Annotated in this window: 16 protein-coding genes; 7 read left to right on the top strand and 9 right to left on the bottom strand. The window is 66.1% G+C overall.

Annotated elements, in window-relative coordinates:
* Positions 1–6: 6 nt before the first annotated feature.
* Together OH686_RS07675 and OH686_RS07670 are read right to left on the bottom strand one after the other, a co-directional pair.
* Complete coding sequence (locus OH686_RS07675) at positions 7–423, bottom strand: DNA polymerase III subunit chi (protein ID WP_289537462.1); 417 nt, start codon at positions 421–423, stop codon at positions 7–9.
* Positions 420–1904: a leucyl aminopeptidase gene (locus OH686_RS07670; protein ID WP_289537460.1), complete on the bottom strand. Its 1485-nt coding sequence runs from the start codon at positions 1902–1904 to the stop codon at positions 420–422. Before OH686_RS07670 ends, OH686_RS07675 begins: the two co-directional genes overlap by 4 nt.
* Before the next feature lie 139 nt (positions 1905–2043).
* On the opposite strand from OH686_RS07670, the gene lptF reads away from it, so the two are divergent.
* Positions 2044–3174, top strand: coding sequence for an LPS export ABC transporter permease LptF (gene lptF, locus OH686_RS07665; RefSeq protein WP_289537457.1), 1131 nt, complete (start codon positions 2044–2046; stop codon positions 3172–3174).
* Positions 3167–4228: an LPS export ABC transporter permease LptG gene (gene lptG, locus OH686_RS07660; protein WP_289537453.1), complete on the top strand. Its 1062-nt coding sequence runs from the start codon at positions 3167–3169 to the stop codon at positions 4226–4228. Before lptF ends, lptG begins: the two co-directional genes overlap by 8 nt.
* A gap of 51 nt (positions 4229–4279) precedes the next feature.
* Here the strand turns inward: lptG and OH686_RS07655 are convergent, their stop codons facing one another.
* Entirely contained in the window at positions 4280–4483 is a 204-nt protein-coding gene (locus tag OH686_RS07655; RefSeq protein ID WP_289537450.1) for a hypothetical protein, read from the bottom strand.
* Positions 4484–4718: 235 nt separating this feature from the next.
* Complete coding sequence (locus OH686_RS07650) at positions 4719–5984, bottom strand: Hsp70 family protein (protein ID WP_289537447.1); 1266 nt, start codon at positions 5982–5984, stop codon at positions 4719–4721.
* 150 nt (positions 5985–6134) lie between these two features.
* Here OH686_RS07650 and OH686_RS07645 point away from each other — a divergent pair, with 150 nt between their 5' ends.
* A complete protein-coding gene (locus tag OH686_RS07645) occupies positions 6135–7055 on the top strand; it encodes a substrate-binding domain-containing protein (RefSeq protein ID WP_289537444.1) in 921 nt (306 codons plus the stop codon).
* A 50-nt stretch (positions 7056–7105) separates the two neighbouring features.
* Positions 7106–7843 carry a substrate-binding periplasmic protein gene (locus OH686_RS07640; protein ID WP_289537441.1) on the top strand — a complete coding sequence of 246 codons (738 nt, stop codon included), beginning with the start codon at positions 7106–7108 and terminating at the stop codon, positions 7841–7843.
* A gap of 6 nt (positions 7844–7849) precedes the next feature.
* Here the strand turns inward: OH686_RS07640 and OH686_RS07635 are convergent, their stop codons facing one another.
* Positions 7850–8569: a DUF4198 domain-containing protein gene (locus tag OH686_RS07635; RefSeq protein WP_289537439.1), complete on the bottom strand. Its 720-nt coding sequence runs from the start codon at positions 8567–8569 to the stop codon at positions 7850–7852.
* Between the two features lie 17 nt (positions 8570–8586).
* Complete coding sequence (locus OH686_RS07630; protein WP_289537437.1) at positions 8587–10677, bottom strand: TonB-dependent siderophore receptor; 2091 nt, start codon at positions 10675–10677, stop codon at positions 8587–8589.
* Positions 10678–10895: 218 nt separating this feature from the next.
* Between OH686_RS07630 and OH686_RS07625 the strand changes: the two genes are divergently transcribed.
* Positions 10896–11759 carry an oxaloacetate decarboxylase gene (locus OH686_RS07625; protein ID WP_280053692.1) on the top strand — a complete coding sequence of 288 codons (864 nt, stop codon included), beginning with the start codon at positions 10896–10898 and terminating at the stop codon, positions 11757–11759.
* Here the strand turns inward: OH686_RS07625 and OH686_RS07620 are convergent.
* The gene (locus OH686_RS07620) at positions 11749–12486 is read right to left on the bottom strand and encodes a substrate-binding periplasmic protein (protein ID WP_289537432.1); all 738 of its coding nucleotides are present in this window, start codon (positions 12484–12486) and stop codon (positions 11749–11751) included. The genes OH686_RS07625 and OH686_RS07620 overlap by 11 nt on opposite strands.
* A gap of 118 nt (positions 12487–12604) precedes the next feature.
* Here OH686_RS07620 and OH686_RS07615 point away from each other — a divergent pair, with 118 nt between their 5' ends.
* Complete coding sequence (locus tag OH686_RS07615) at positions 12605–12871, top strand: DksA/TraR family C4-type zinc finger protein (protein ID WP_137974096.1); 267 nt, start codon at positions 12605–12607, stop codon at positions 12869–12871.
* On the opposite strand, the gene OH686_RS07610 is transcribed toward OH686_RS07615, so the two are convergent.
* Both OH686_RS07610 and OH686_RS07605 read right to left on the bottom strand, forming a co-directional pair.
* The gene (locus tag OH686_RS07610; protein WP_289537429.1) at positions 12868–13488 is read right to left on the bottom strand and encodes a hypothetical protein; all 621 of its coding nucleotides are present in this window, start codon (positions 13486–13488) and stop codon (positions 12868–12870) included. The two genes, OH686_RS07615 and OH686_RS07610, sit on opposite strands and share 4 nt — an antisense overlap.
* 166 nt (positions 13489–13654) lie before the next feature.
* A complete protein-coding gene (locus OH686_RS07605) occupies positions 13655–14116 on the bottom strand; it encodes a YMGG-like glycine zipper-containing protein (protein WP_289537427.1) in 462 nt (153 codons plus the stop codon).
* Between the two features lie 140 nt (positions 14117–14256).
* Here OH686_RS07605 and OH686_RS07600 point away from each other — a divergent pair, with 140 nt between their 5' ends.
* The gene (locus tag OH686_RS07600) at positions 14257–15117 is read left to right on the top strand and encodes a DMT family transporter (protein ID WP_289537425.1); all 861 of its coding nucleotides are present in this window, start codon (positions 14257–14259) and stop codon (positions 15115–15117) included.
* Positions 15118–15121 lie beyond the last annotated feature (4 nt).

Here is a 15121-nt window from a genome sequence, read left to right as displayed (position 1 = left end):
CGGCCTTCAGAGTTCCACGCGCTGCGGGTCGTGGCCCAGCTGGCGGTACTGGCGGAAGCTGTCGCGGCACTGGGCGAGCAGGGCCGGTTCCTGGTTGACGATCTCGATCACCCGGCTGAACTGGGCCAGGTGCGGCGACAGCTGCGGATGCAGGTTGAGCAGCACGCCGCCGGCCTGGCTCGGCGCCTGGTCGAGACCGATCACCACCGGCGCCTGCGGGTCTTCCTCGTGCAGGCCGTGGGGGATGAACGACTCCGGGCGGAAGCTCCACAGCAGCTGGTCCAGGGCGGCGCACTGAGCTTCGTCGGCGCCGCGCAGAAATACCGGCAGACCGGCCTTCCAGGCCTTGCTCGCCAGCTGGCAGGCCGCGCGCAGGCGGCCTTCCGGCGTGGCGGAGGAGAGAACGTAGAACTCGACCTTCACTTGACCCTATCCAGCAGGTACTGGGTCAGCAGGGGCACCGGGCGGCCGGTGGCACCCTTGTCCTTGCCGCCGCTGATCCAGGCGGTGCCGGCGATGTCCAGGTGCGCCCAGTGGTAGCTCTTGGCGAAGCGCGACAGGAAGCAGCCTGCGGTGATGGTGCCGGCCTTCGGCCCGCCGATGTTGGCGATGTCGGCGAACGGGCTGTCCAGCTGTTCCTGGTACTCGTCGTACAGCGGCAGCTGCCAGGCGCGGTCGTCGGCGCTCTCGCCGGCCTTGAGAATCTGCTTCACCAGCGCGTCGTTGTTGCCCATCAGGCCGGAGACATTGGCGCCAAGGGCGACCACGCAGGCGCCGGTTAGGGTGGCGATGTCGATCACCGCTTGCGGCTTGAAGCGCTCGGCGTAGGTTAGGGTATCGCACAGCACCAGGCGGCCTTCGGCGTCGGTGTTGAGTATCTCGACGGTCTGCCCGCTCATGGTGGTGACGATATCGCCCGGTCGAGTCGCTCTACCGCTGGGCATGTTCTCGGCGCAGGCCAGCAGGCACACCAGGTTGATCGGCAGCTGCAGTTCGAGCACGGCGCGCAGTGTGCCGAGCACGCTGGCGGCGCCGCACATGTCGTACTTCATCTCGTCCATGCCGGCGGCCGGCTTGATGCTGATGCCGCCGGTGTCGAAGGTGATGCCCTTGCCGACCAGGGCGAAGGGTTGTTCGTCCTTCTTGCCGCCCTGGTAGTTGAGTACGATCATCCGCGGCGGCTGCTCGCTGCCCTGGGCCACGGCGAGGAAGGCGCCGGCGCCGAGCTCCTTGAGCTTCTTCTCGTCGAGGATGTCGACCTTGAGGTTCTTGTGCGCCTTGGCCAGGGCCTTGGCCTCTTCGGCCAGGTGGCTGGGGTGGCACAGGTTCGGCGGCAGGTTGCCGAGGTTCTTGGTGAAGGTCATGCCGCTGGCGATGGCCTGGGCATGCAGGCTGCCGCGCTCGGCGTCGGCCAGGCCGGCCTTGTCGACCAGCAGGGTGATCTTCTTCAGCGCCCGGGCTTCGGCCTTCTTGCTCTTGAACTGGTCGAACACGTAGCTGCCATCGGCCAGGGTCTCCACCAGCAGGCGGGCCTTGCCATAGGCATCGCGGCCCTTGACCTTGAGCTCGTCGAGGGCCAGTACCGCGTCCGTGCCGCCGAGGTTCTTCAGCGCACCATGGGCGGCTGCAACCAACTTGCGGAACTGGCGGTCGGATAGCTCACCCTTGCCGCTGCCCACCAGCAGCACACGCTCGGCCTTGAGGCCCGGCAGGCTGTGCAGGAGCAGGGTCTGGCCCTGCTTGCCGGCGATGTCACCACGCTTGAGCAGGGTGGAGATGGCGCCGCCGCTGGCATCGTCCACGGCCTTGGCCGCGACGCCGAGCTTGCGGCCTTCACCGAGGGCGATCACCAGGGTGGCGGTCTTCAGGGTTTCCGGGCGGGTGCTTTTGACGAGGAATTCCATGTGCTGTCCCCAAGACAAAGAAGCGGGTTTGGCAGATAATGCCGGCTATTTTTTCGAGGCCTGCTGCTGCGGGCCGTGTAACCGAGAGCGGCTAGTGTGAGCGTTGCCGCCTGAGCCTGACAACCCTGGAGCGTCCGGTTTGATCGTCTTCCGTTATCTGTCCCGCGAAGTGCTGATGACCCTCAGTGCGGTGAGTGCCGTGCTGCTGGTGATCATCATGAGCGGGCGCTTCATCAAGTACCTCGCCCAGGCCGCACAGGGAGTGCTGGACCCGGGTGTACTGTTCCTGATCATGGGCTATCGCATGCCCGGCTTCCTCCAGCTGATTCTGCCGCTGGGCTTGTTCCTCGGCATCCTGCTGGCCTACGGGCGCCTGTACCTGGACAGCGAGATGACCGTGCTGTCCGCCACCGGCATGAGCAACCGCCGCCTGCTCGGCTACAGCATGGCGCCGGCCGCCATCGTCGCGGTGCTGGTGGCCTGGTTGAGCCTGGGCCTGGCGCCGCAGGGCGTAGCCGAAGTGGCGAAGATCTTCAACCAGCAGGACGCCATGACCGAGTTCGACACCCTGGTGCCGGGGCGCTTCCAGGCCATGAAGGACGGCTCGCGGGTGACCTACACCGAAGGCCTGTCCGAGGACCGCGGCCAGCTGGCCGGCGTGTTCACCACCGAGAAGCGGGCGCGCAGCAAATCCGAAGGCGAGAAGAAGGACAGCGCCATCACCCTGCTGGTGGCGGAGAAGGGCCGCCAGGTGATCCAGGCAGACGGCAGCCGCTACCTGATCCTGGAAAACGGCTACCGCTACGACGGCAATCCCGGCCAGGCCGATTATCGCGCCACCAAATACGAGACCCACGGTGTGCTGCTGGCCAAGCCCAGCGTCAGCGCCGAGATCGGCGAGCGCGAGGCGATTCCGACCCGCGAGCTGATCGGCAGCGACGAACCGCGTCACCAGGCCGAACTGCAGTGGCGCCTGTCGATTCCGCTGCTGGTGTTCATCGTCACCCTGCTGGCGGTGCCGCTGGCCCGGGTCAACCCGCGCCAGGGCCGCTTCCTCAAGCTGCTGCCGGCGATCCTCCTGTACATGGCCTACCTGGCGCTGCTGATCGGCGCCCGCGGCCAGCTGGACAAGGGCAAGATTCCCATGGAGCTGGGCCTGTGGTGGGTGCACGCGCTATTCCTGCTGATCGGCGCCGCGCTGTTCCTCTGGCAACCGCTGAAACTCAAGCTGGCCAGTCGCCGTGCAGTGAAGGAGATGGCCCATGCATAAGCTCGACCGCTATATCGGCACCAGCGTCTTCCTCGCCATCCTCTCGGTACTCGGCATCATCGTCGGCCTGGCCCTGCTGTTCGCCTTCGTCGACGAGCTGGGCGACCTCAGCGACAGCTACGGCACCCTCGAGGCGCTGATCTACGTGCTGCTGACCCTGCCGCGGCGGGCTTACGAGATGCTGCCGATGGCGGCGCTGATCGGCTGCCTGATCGGCCTCGGCAGCCTGGCCAGCAACAGCGAACTGACCATCATGCGCGCCGCCGGGGTATCGGTCGGGCGCATCGTCTGGGCGGTGATGAAACCCATGCTGGTGCTGATGCTGGCCGGCGTGCTGGTCGGCGAGTACCTGGCGCCCTGGAGCGAGAACCTGGCCCAGGCCCACCGTTCCCTGGCCCAGGGCGGCGGCGAGGCGCAGAGCTCCAAGCACGGCCTGTGGCACCGCCAGGGCCAGGAGTATGTGCACATCAACGCCGTGCAGCCCAATGGCAAGCTGGTCGGCGTGACCCGCTACCAGTTCGACGAGCAGCGCAAGCTGCAGTCCGCCAGCTTCGCCCGTCGCGCCCAGTACCAGGGCGACCACTGGATGCTGGAGGATGTGAAGACCACCGTCTTCCACGACAAGAGCACCGAGGTGCAGAAGGCCGAAAGCCTGCGCTGGGACATCGAGCTCAACCCGCAGCTGCTCGGTACTGTGGTGCTGGAGCCCGAGGCCCTGTCGGTCAGCGGCCTGTGGCGCTACATCCATTACCTGGCCGAGCAGGGCCTGAACAATGGCAGCTACTGGCTGGCGTTCTGGACCAAGGTGCTGCAGCCGCTGGTGACCGCCGCGCTGGTGCTGATGGCGATCTCCTTCATCTTCGGCCCGCTGCGCTCGGTGACCCTCGGCCAGCGCGTGTTTACCGGCGTGCTGGTGGGCTTCGTGTTCCGCATCGGCCAGGACCTGCTCGGCCCGTCCAGCCTGGTGTTCGGCTTCTCGCCGCTGCTGGCGGTGGCGGTGCCGGCGGCCATCTGCGCGGTGGCCGGCTTCTTCCTGCTGCGCCGCGCCGCCTGATTCTGCGGCGGCAATGAAAAAAGGCCGGGCATTTGCCCGGCCTTTTTCGTTCTACTGATCGAGTTGCTCGTTCATGTCCTGCAGTTTCTTCTCGTTCTGCGCGTTGACCTGATCGATCTGCTGCTTGAGCTGTTCCATCTGTTGCTGGGCCTGTTGCGCCTTGTCCGCCTGCAGCTTGGCGGAGGTGGTGGTGGCCACGCCGCCGTCGCAGGCGGCGAGGGTGAACAGGCTGAGCAGAAGCAGGGCGTGGCGCATGGCGGTCTCCGACGGATAGATGGCTCCACCTTAGCGTTTTGCCGGTCGCCCTGCAGCGACCGCCATCACCCAGCAGTGCTAGAGCCTGTTCACGGCCTTCTGGATTAGGGCCAGACAAGGCCTCGGCGGCCCCGCAAAAACGCCCGAGGAAGCGCAGTTTACGAGTGGTAAATGAGCATTCCGAGGGCGTTTTTAACGCAGTATGGCCGCGAGCCAGGAGGTTGTGGGCAGGCTCTTAGCCGTAGCGACGCGCGGCCTCGATGGCCAGACCGCTGCCAATGCTGCCGAAGCTGTTGCCCTCGGTGCCGCGGGCATTCGGCAGCAGGGCGGCGACGCTCTGGCGCAGGGCCGGCACCGAACTGGAGCCGCCGGTGAAGAAGATCGTATCGACCGCCGCGTGGTCGACGCCGGCGCGCTGCAGCAGCTCGTCGACACCCTCGCGGATGCGTACCAGCAGGCCGTCGATGGCCTGGTCGAACAGCGGGCGGTCGAGCAGCACCTGCAGGTCGGCCTCGATGCGTGCCAGGTCGATGCGGTACTCGGGCTGTTCGGTCAGGGTGATCTTCGCCTCCTCCACCTGCATGGCCAGCCAGTGGCCGGCGCGCTGCTCGGTGAGGCGCAGCAGGCGGTCGATGCCGGTCGGGTCGACGATGTCGTAGCGCATGCTCTTCAGCGCCAGCTGGGCCTTCTGCGCGTACGCCGCGTTGATGGTGTGCCAGGTGGCCAGGTTGAGGTGGTGGCTGGTGGGCATCAGCGCGTCGCTCTTCATCCGGCTGCCGTAGCCGAACAGCGGCATCACCCCGTCCAGGCTCAGCTGCTTGTCGAAGTCGGTACCGCCGATATGCGCGCCGCCGGTGGCCAGGATGTCGTCCTGGCGCTGGTCGAGGTGGCGGCGCTCGGGGGCCAGGCGCACCAGGGAGAAGTCCGAGGTACCGCCGCCGATGTCGACGATCAGCACCAGTTCCTCGCGCTGGATACTGCGCTCGTAGTCGAAGGCCGCGGCGATCGGCTCGAACTGGAACGACACGTCCTTGAAGCCCAGCTTGTGCGCCACCGCCAGCAGGGTATTGGCGGCCTCGGCGTCGGCCTGCGGGTCGTCGTCGACGAAGAACACCGGGCGGCCCAGCACCACCTGTTCGAACTCGCGGCCGGCCTGGGCCTCGGCGCGGCGCTTGAGTTCGCCGATAAAGAAGCCGAGCAGATCGCGGAACGGCAGGGCGCTACCCAGCACGGTGGTCTCGCTCTTCAGCAGCTTGGAGCCGAGCAGACTCTTCAGCGCGCGCATCAGGCGGCCTTCGTAGCCTTCCAGGTACTCGTTCAGAGCCTGGCGGCCATAGACCGGGCGGCGCTCTTCGGTATTGAAGAAGATCACCGAGGGCAGGGTGATCTTGCCGTCCTCCAGCTCCAGCAAGGGCTCCATGCCGGGACGCCACCAGCCGACGGTGGAGTTGGAGGTGCCGAAGTCGATGCCTAGGGCATTGGCGGGGGAGGCGTGGTTCATGGCGCGGTGTTCCGGAAAAACGGCCGCGCATTCTATGCGAGCGCGTCGCCTCGTGCATGCCGCAGGTCGGCTGCCGGCCCGGCGGCGGGATGCTAAATTGCAAGGAGCGGCCCTTGGTCGTTGCCCCCAACTGCCGTGGAAGCGCCATCGATGTCCGTTGTTCCCCGTTGTAGCCTGCTGGCGTGTCTGTTGCTGCTGTCGTCGCCGCTGGCGCTGGCGGACTGCATCGGCATGGTCACCAGTGCCGGCGGCCAGTCTTTCTGGCAGCAGGTGCGCGAAGGCGCGGCGCAGGCGGCCGACGAGCAGGGCGTGCACCTGCATTTCCGCGGGCCCGCACGCGATGCCGACGCCGGGGTGCAGCTGCGCCTGATCGACAAGGTGCTGAGCAACCGCTGCCGGGTGCTGATCGTCGCGCCCAGCGGGCCGGAGATCGCCGAGCACCTGCAGGCCCTCAAGCGCAAGGGCATCGCCAGCTTGTACATCGACCGCGACCTGGGCGACGACGCGGTGGTCGCCGCCATCGCCACCGACAACTTCAGTGCCGGCATGCAGGCCGGCCGACAGATGGCGCGTCTGCTCGGCGGCAAGGGCCGGGTCGCGCTGCTGCGCTTCAATGCCCAGGTGCAGTCCACCAGCGAGCGTGAGCGCGGTTTCCTGCAGGGCGCGCGCGAGGGTGGCCTGGAGATTGCGCTGGAGCGTTACCTGCCGCTGGGCGACGAACAGGCGCTGGCCCGTCTGGCGCGTGAGCTGCGCGAACTGGACGGGCTGTTCACGCCCAGCGAGGGCACCACCCAGGAAGTACTCGGCGCCCTGCGCCGACTCAAGTCGGCGGGCAAGCTGGTGCATATCGGTTTCGATGCCAGCCCGTTGCTGGTGGCGGCGCTGCGCCAGGGCGAGGTCAGCGCGCTGATGGTCCAGCAGCCGCGGCAGATCGGCTACCAGAGCGTGCTGCGTGCCCAGCGCCTGCTGCAGGGCGAGCGCGATGGCCCGCGCGAGGTGAAGCTGGCGGCCGTGTATGTCGATCGCCACAACCTCAGCGAAAGCACCATCCAGAGTCTGCTTAAACCCTGATCCCGCGCGCGCCTTGGGCTAGGCTGAAGCGGTGGGGAGGGAGTTCTTCGATGCGTGCTTGGCTGTTCGCCTGGCTGGCTTTCGGCCTGCTGCCCGGATGGGCGGCGGGCGAGTTGCGTCTGCTGACCGAAGAAGCCCCGCCGACCAGCTTTATGCGCGATGGCCAGCCCGACGGCTATGCGGTTGAGGTGGTGCACGAGCTGATCCGCCGCACCGGCAGCAGCGCCAGTGTCGAGCTGCTGCCCTGGACCCGCGCCTATCACCTGGCCAAGAGCGAGGCCGACACCGGCCTGTTCTCGGTGGTGCGCACGGTGGAGCGGGAGTCGTCGTTCCAATGGGTCGGTCCGATCCTGCGCGGCTCCACCCGCTTCTATTCGCTGAAGACCAGCGGGCTGCAGATCGACAGCCTGGAGCAGGCGGCCCATGCCGGCACCCTGGCCCTGCCCAAGCAGTGGTACACCTACGAGAGCCTGGAGCGCATGGGCTTCACCAACCTCTACGGCGTGCCCAGCTCCAAGCAGATGGTGACCATGCTCAAGCACGGCCGGGTCAAGCTGATCGCCACCGAGGACCTGACCCTGCGCGAGGAACTGGCCAGCGGCGGCCTGACCCCAGAGGAGGTGCAGGGCCATCTGGTGTTCATGAAGTCCGACTACTACATCGCCTTCTCGCCGCGTACCTCGCCGAATCTGGTGGGTCAGTGGCAGCGCCAGCTCGACGGCATGCGCCATGATGGCAGCCTGGATGCCATTCGCCGGCGCTGGCTGCCCCAGGCCGCCGCGCCCTGAGGCGCGCTACTCGCGATGCTCGCTGCCGAGGAAGGTCAGCGAGCTGAAGAGGCCGAGTTCGTCGATGTCCGCGTCGCCCTTGACCGGCAGGTATAGCGCCGCGGCGATCACGTTCAGCCCCTCGTTACGCACCTTCACCTCGGCATAGCCATCGGCATCGGTGGTGGCGCTGATGTCGTGGGGCATGCCGCGGTAATCGCCGATCAGCTTCACGTCCCTGGCCGGCTGGCCGTCGACCAGCACCCGCACGCGCAGTGGGTTGCCCGGGCCGACGCCGAGCGGGTCGACCTGCGGCACGATGGCCAGGCGCAGTTGTTTCAGGTCCGGCAGGCTGGCCCCGGCGTGGTGGATGGCCAGGCTGTACTTGTAGGTGTGCAGCGAGTGGATCGAGTTCGGCACCTGGCGGCGGCCCTGGTTGACCCACTGCTTGTCCGGGGTCTGCGACCAGGTGCCGTTGTCCAGGGCCACGGCCAGCACCGCCGGGGCGCGCAGCGGCTGCAGGCGGGCGTGGTCGTCCAGGCGCTGAATGCCGACCGGAACCATGCGGCCCCTGCCGTCATAGGCCCAGGCGCCGCTGACCTTCTGCGCCTTGAAGGCATCGTCCTCGGCGCCGTGGCCGTAGATCACTTCGACATTGCCACGGCGCTGCTCGGTCCACAGACCGTGGGCGGTGGCCTGGCCGCAGACGAGCAGGCCGGCGAGCAGGAGGGAGTAAGAAGTACGCATCGGTGAAGTCCTTGTGATCAGAGGTTGAGGCTCAGGCTGAAGCTGAGGTTGCGGGGCTCGCCGGGCAGTACCCAGACGCTGTTGTAGGAGCGCTCGTAGTACTTGCGGTCGAATAGGTTGTTGAGTTTCACGCCCAGGGTCAGGTCCTCGCTGGCCTTGTAGTGGGCCAGCAGGTCCAGGGTCTGGTAGTCCGGCAGGCGGAAGTCGCTGCCGGACTGGCCGGAGCGTTCGCCGACATGGTTGAAGGCCGCGCCGATATCCGAACCGCGCAGGGCGCCGTCCTGGAATTCGTACACGGCCATCAGGCTGCCGGCGTGGCGCGGGATGCCGAGCAGGTCGCTGCCGGCCGGGATGGCGGCGTCGCCCTTGGTCACCTCGGCATCGATATAGGCGTAGGCGCCGATCACTCGTACGGCATCGCTGAGCTGGCCGCTGAGCTGTAGGTCCAGGCCGCGGCTGCGCGCCTCGCCGGCGGCCACGCTGTCACCGAGGGCATCGGTGGTGACCACGTTTTCCTTGTCGATGTGGAACAGCGCGATGGTGCCGCCCAGGCGGCCGTCGAGCAGGTCGAGCTTGAAGCCGGTCTCGTAGCCCAGGCCCTTCTCCGGCTTGTACACCTGGCCCTGGCTGCCGATGGCGTTGGGCTTGAACGAGGTGCCGGCGTTGGCGAATACGCCGACTTCCGGGGTGAGCTGGTAGAGCAGGCCGACGCGCGGAGTGGCGACATCCTTCTCCTGCTGGTTGCTGACGCCCGTGGCGCGGTTCAGCGAGGTCTGCTCCACGCGCTCCAGGCGCACACCGACCAGGCCGCGCAGGCGCTCGGTGAAGGCGATCTGATCCTGCAGGTTGAGGGCGTAGCTCTCGGTGTGTTCGTGGAAGTCGTTGGGCCTGGTGATCGGCGGCTTGGGCGCGCCATACACCGGCTTGTAGATATCCAGGCCGTAGCTGGCCAGAGTGTCGCTCTGCGGGTATTTCTGGCTGTTGCGGTAGTTCTCGTACTCCAGGCCGATCAGGCTCTGGTGCTGCCAGCCACCCAGTTCAAAGCTGCCGTGCAGCTCGGCCTGGGTGATGCTGTCGTTCCACTCGAAGTCGCGCTGGCGGTAGAAGCGGGTGATGGTGTCGCCGACCAGTCTTTGCGGCTCGGAGCTGTCGCCATTCAGATGGCCCTGGGTGTAGTGGTTGGCCAGGCGCAGCTTCCAGTCCTCGTTGAGATAGCGTTCCAGCGCCAGATCAAGAGTCTGGTTGTCGTTGCGGATATCGCCATCGTTGGGCTCGCCGAGGAAGGTGGAGCGCTGCACCGAGCCCAGCTCACCATTCACCGCCGGGATGCCGCGATCGAACACCGACTCGGTGCGGGAGAACTCGGCGTCGAGCTGCAGCGTGGTGTCCGGGTCGAGCTGCCAGCTCAGCGAAGGCGTGACCACCTGGCGGCGGTTGCCGACGTGATCGCGGAAGCTGCCGTTGTCTTCCACCGCCAGGTTGATGCGTGACAGCAGGCTGCCGTCCTCGCTCAGCGGCGTGTTGGCATCCAGGCTGCTGCGGTAACGGTCCCAGCTGCCGGCACTGAGGTTGAGCTTACTGAATGCTTCCGCTTGCGGACGCTTGCTGACGATATTGACCAGGCCGCCCGGGTCGCCACGGCCATACAGGCTGGCCGAGGGGCCTTTCAGTACCTCGACGCGCTCGATGGCGGAGGCGTCCGGCGAGCTGTAGCTGCCGCGGTTGATGGCGAAGCCGTTGCGATACAGCTCGCCGGTGGTGAAGCCGCGCACGCTGTAGTTGAGGAAGGTCAGGCCGCCGAAGTTGTTCTGCCGCGACACGCCGCCGGCAAAATCCAGGGCGCGGTCGATGCGCGTGGTGTTGAGGTCTTCCAGTACCTGTGCCGGTACCACGTCGATACTCTGCGGCGTGTCGCGAATGTCCACATCGCTGCGCGTGGCCGTGGCGGAGCGGGTGGCGCGGTAGCCGTCGACCGGGCTGGTAGCGCTCTCGTAGTGGCTGTCGGTGATGGTCAGGCTTTCCAGCTGAACGGGTTCTTTCGCCCAGACCGCGCTACCGAGCAGGGTGGTTGATATTCCTATCAATCCGATTTTATGCAGATTTTCCATGTCATTTCCTTATATAGATGAAATAACATAACAAAATAGATTTGAAGGAATCCACCCCTTGTCGGAAGGTTCGGTCTATCGGAAGGCGGCGATTGCGCCGCTGAAAGGCGAGCGCAAGACTGATCTGGCAACTTCGCTTGGCGGGACTTGGCTGGTTTTGTAGTTTTACTACATAATTGGTCGATCCAAATGACAACGAATCGGCAGTAGCGGCTCCCATGCACAGAACCTCGCACCACGACCTTCGCGCGCAGTTCCGCGCATTACTCGCCTCCAATGCCTGCTATCACACGGCTTCGGTGTTCGATCCCATGTCCGCGCGGATCGCCGCCGACCTCGGTTTCGAGGTGGGCATCTTGGGTGGCTCTGTAGCTTCACTACAAGTTCTGGCCGCGCCGGACTTCGCCCTGATCACGCTCAGCGAATTCGTCGAGCAGGCCTCACGTATCGGCCGCGTGGCGCGTCTGCCGGTCATCGCCGACGCCGACCACGGCTACGGCAACGCGCTCAACGTGATGCGCACTGTGGTGGAACTGGAACGCGCCGGCATCGCCGCGTTGACCATCGAGGACACCCTGCTGCCGGCCCAGTTCGGTCGCAAATCCACCGACCTCATCGGCGTCGACGAGGGCGTCGGCAAGATCCGCGCGGCGCTGGAAGCGCGGGTCGATCCGGACCTGGCGATCATCGCCCGCACCAACGCCGGCGTACTCGAGGTGGACGAGGTAATCCGCCGCACCCAGGCCTACCAGCAGGCTGGCGCCGACGGCATCTGCATGGTCGGCATCCGCGACTTCGAACACCTGGAGCAGATCGCCGAGAACCTCAGCGTGCCGCTGATGCTGGTCAGCTATGGCAACCCCTCGCTGCGCGACGACGCCCGCCTGGCCAGCCTCGGCGTGCGCATCGTGGTCGACGGCCACGCCGCCTACTTCGCCGCGATCAAGGCCACCTACGACTGCCTGCGCGAGCAGCGCGGCATCGCCGCCAGCGACCTCAACGCCACCGAGCTGACGCACAAGTACACCCAGCCCGAGGACTACATCGTCTGGGCGCGCGAGTATATGAACGTCAAGGAGTAGCGGTGGCCTGCTGCACCAGACGCTGCAGCGAGCCGTCCTGACGCATCTCCCGCAGTATCTGGTTGAAGCGCTGCAGCAGCTCGCGCTGATCGGCCTGCTTGGCGAACACCAGGAAGGTAGGGTTGATGCTCAGCGGCTGGGGCAGGGCGGTCAGGTGCTCCATGCCAGGTAGCTGCAGCAGTCGCTGCCCGGCCAGTTCGATCACCACCACCGCATCCAGCCGGCCGGATGCCAGTTTGCGCAGGTTGGCCTCGTCCGAGCTGCCTTCTTGGGCGAGGATTCGTCCTTCGCGTACCGCCTGGTCGAAGTCCTCGGTATAGCTCCAGCCGCGAATCACACCGATGCGTTTGCCATGCAGGTCGCCGATCTGGTCGAAGGCCAACGGCTTGTCCTGCTGCACATAGAGCAGCAGGCGTTCCTCGAAGATCGGCTCGGAGTAGTCGAACAGCTTGATGCGCTCGGCGTTGCGATAGATGCCGGCGATGCCCACTTCTCCGGCGGCGCCTCTGAGCAGCGCACGTTTCCACGGCATGGGCTGGATCAGCAGCGGTTCGCCGAGACGGGCAAATATCGCCTGCAGCATCTGCGGGTAGAGCCCCTGCGGCTGCTCCTCATGCTGGTACATGAACGGCGGATTGGCGTTGTCGATGGCGACCAGCGTCTCCGCTCGCGCCAGCAGGGCGCTGCAACTCAACAGCAGAATCGCCAGTGGGCGTAGGCAGGACATCGGCGGAATTCCCTCGCGGTTACTGCAAGCATAGCCAGCCGGCGGGCTGGCGCTGCGCTTGCAATCTGCCGGTGGCGGGCGCATATCTGCTAGTGAGACAGATGCCCGGAGGTGCTTCATGGCCGGCGGATGGACCAACGATAGCGCAGTGCAGGAACAGATCGACAGCAGCATCGAGGACGCCGTCGCCCGGGCGCGCAGCCAGCTGCCCAGGGGCGAGAGCCTGCATCATTGCGAAGAATGCGATGCCCCGATCCCCGAGGCCCGCCGCCAGGCGGTGCCCGGCGTGCGCCTGTGCGTGAAGTGTCAGGCGGAGCACGACAGAGAGCAGGCGGCGTTCAGCGGCTACAACAGGCGTGGCAGCAAGGACAGCCAGTTGCGCTAGGGCAGCCGAACCACCGTGCTGTAGTTTTTCCCGATGCGTTGATCGGGCATGTCAGCGGGCCACGGCATGGCAATGCTCTGCTGTGCCAGTTGTGGGTATCTTCGCTTGAATAGGGCAAGATCTTGAGCGCTTTGCTGGCGGTGATAAACGTTTGCCCCGGTAACGGGCAGGCCCGGACTTCTGGTGGGAAGAAAGTGGAAGTTTCCGAGATAGACAGGCTTCCCGGCAGTGACCACGAACTCGATGCTGAATGGCTCGGTTGCCTGTATCTCGGCGACGCCAGTGGCGACGTTCCAGGTGAAGAACTCATAGCGACCGGCTGGCAATTTCGCGCTGAACAGCTCACCCACCGCACCGGTCCCGGTGCCACTGAAATCGTTACGGGGAAACGGTGGTATCTGGGTTCCCCCTGCCTTGAAAAAACCTGACTCGCCTGTAGGGAGCTGGCGGTAGAAGATCTTGTATGACGATACGCTGCCGTTGTAGGTGACGGAGCCGATCACCAAGCCCTCTCCACTTGCTTCGTTCAATCGGTAGTTGCTGCCGATATTGGGCGTCGCGCAACCGCTAAACAGCAGGGCGACCAAAACCAGCAGGCCAATTCTTGCGTGGAGCATGCTTCTTCATCCTTGATGCAATCGAGCGGCCGATTCTATGGGGTTGTGGTTCAGGGGCCAATAACCCTTGCCATTGCAACGGTGTTGGCAGGCAATGATCCTCCACCACAGGAGCTCCCTGGTCCGATGGTTATCCTGGAATCACCGCTTTGCCCCAGGCAGAGGTTCAGGGGCTGACCGAGTAGCCGCGGGCGCTCATGCAGTTCATATAGGCCTGGCTGGAGCCGCTTTGTGCGGCCTGGTCGTTGCGCCGCTCTTCACGCCGATCTCGGCGCTGCCGGGAACCGCCGACCACCACGCCGGCGGCTGCCGCCTCCCGAGCCTGGTTCTGCCGGTACTCCTGCTTCACATCATCGTCGATGCGGTCGTAGGCCTCGTCGTGCTGGCGCCCGCGTACTTCGGCGGCCGCCGCACCGGCTGCAGCGCCCACGGCGGCGCCGCGCAGGCGCCCGCCACCACTGCTGGTAGAACTGCTGGAAGTGCCGGATGCCTGGCTTTGGCAGGAGGCGATATCACTCTGGATCTGCTGCTGACTCTGGCCGTTGAGCGGAACCAGGGTCTCTGCGCCGGCCGTTGCGCTCAACAACAGCGAGCAGGTGAGGAGGGTGGTGCGAAGTGGCGTGGACATGGCGACCTCGATCAGCGGAGCGGTGCATTCACTCTAGTCCCATACCCAATCGGCGGCGGGTCAGTGGACGGTCGGCGCTGGTTGGCGGAAGTGGTTTTTGGCAAAATTGTTAGCCGGCTCATTATTAGGTTGTTCTGATTTTGCACCAGCATTCCCGCCCCGGTCTGGGCATTGCGCTGATCCTCGCCGCCGGCCTGCTGCTGTCCAGCCAGGATGCCCTGGCCAAGACCCTCACCGCCTCCTATCCGCTGCTAATGGTGGTGTGCCTGCGCTACCTGGCGCAGAACCTGCTGATGCTGGTGGTGTTCGCCCCGCGCATGGGGCTGGACCTGGTGCGCACCCGCCGGCCGCTGCTGCAGCTGGCGCGTGGCCTGAGCCTGGTCGGGGTGACGCTGCTGTTCTACTCCGGTTTGCGCTACATCCCGCTGGGCGAGGCGACGGCGGTGATCTTCCTGGCGCCGCTGGTGGTCGTGGTGCTGTCGGTGCTGTGGCTGAAGGAGGCGGTCAGTCGCGGGCTGTGGCTGGCGGTGGGCGGCGGCCTGCTCGGCGTGCTGCTGATCGTGCGACCCGGTGGCGAGCTGTTCACTCCGGCGAGCCTGTTGCCCCTGGCCGCCGCGTTCTGCTTCGGTCTGTACCAGCTGCTCACCCGCCGGCTCAGCGCTACCGATGCCCCTGCCACCAGCAACTTCCTCACCGCGCTGGTGGGCACCCTGGGAACCGGCCTGCTGCTGCCCTGGACCTGGCAGATGCCGGCGCCGATGGATGTGCTGCTGATGGCGGCCCTGGGTTGCCTGGCGATGACCGGGCACATGCTGCTGACCCATGCCTACCGCTTCGCCAGCGCCGCTAGCCTGGCGCCCTTCACCTATGGGCAGATCCTGATCGCCGCGCTGATCGGCGTCGTGGTGTTTGGTCACCTGCCCGATGCCTGGGCCGTACTCGGCATGGCCGTGATCATCCTCAGTGGCGCGGCGCTGGCCTGGAGCCAGCGGCGCTCCTGAGGCG

It is taken from the genome of Pseudomonas sp. SO81 (genome assembly GCF_030374125.1).
Taxonomy (GTDB): domain Bacteria; phylum Pseudomonadota; class Gammaproteobacteria; order Pseudomonadales; family Pseudomonadaceae; genus Aquipseudomonas.
This window is presented reverse-complemented; position numbering and strand designations above follow the sequence as displayed.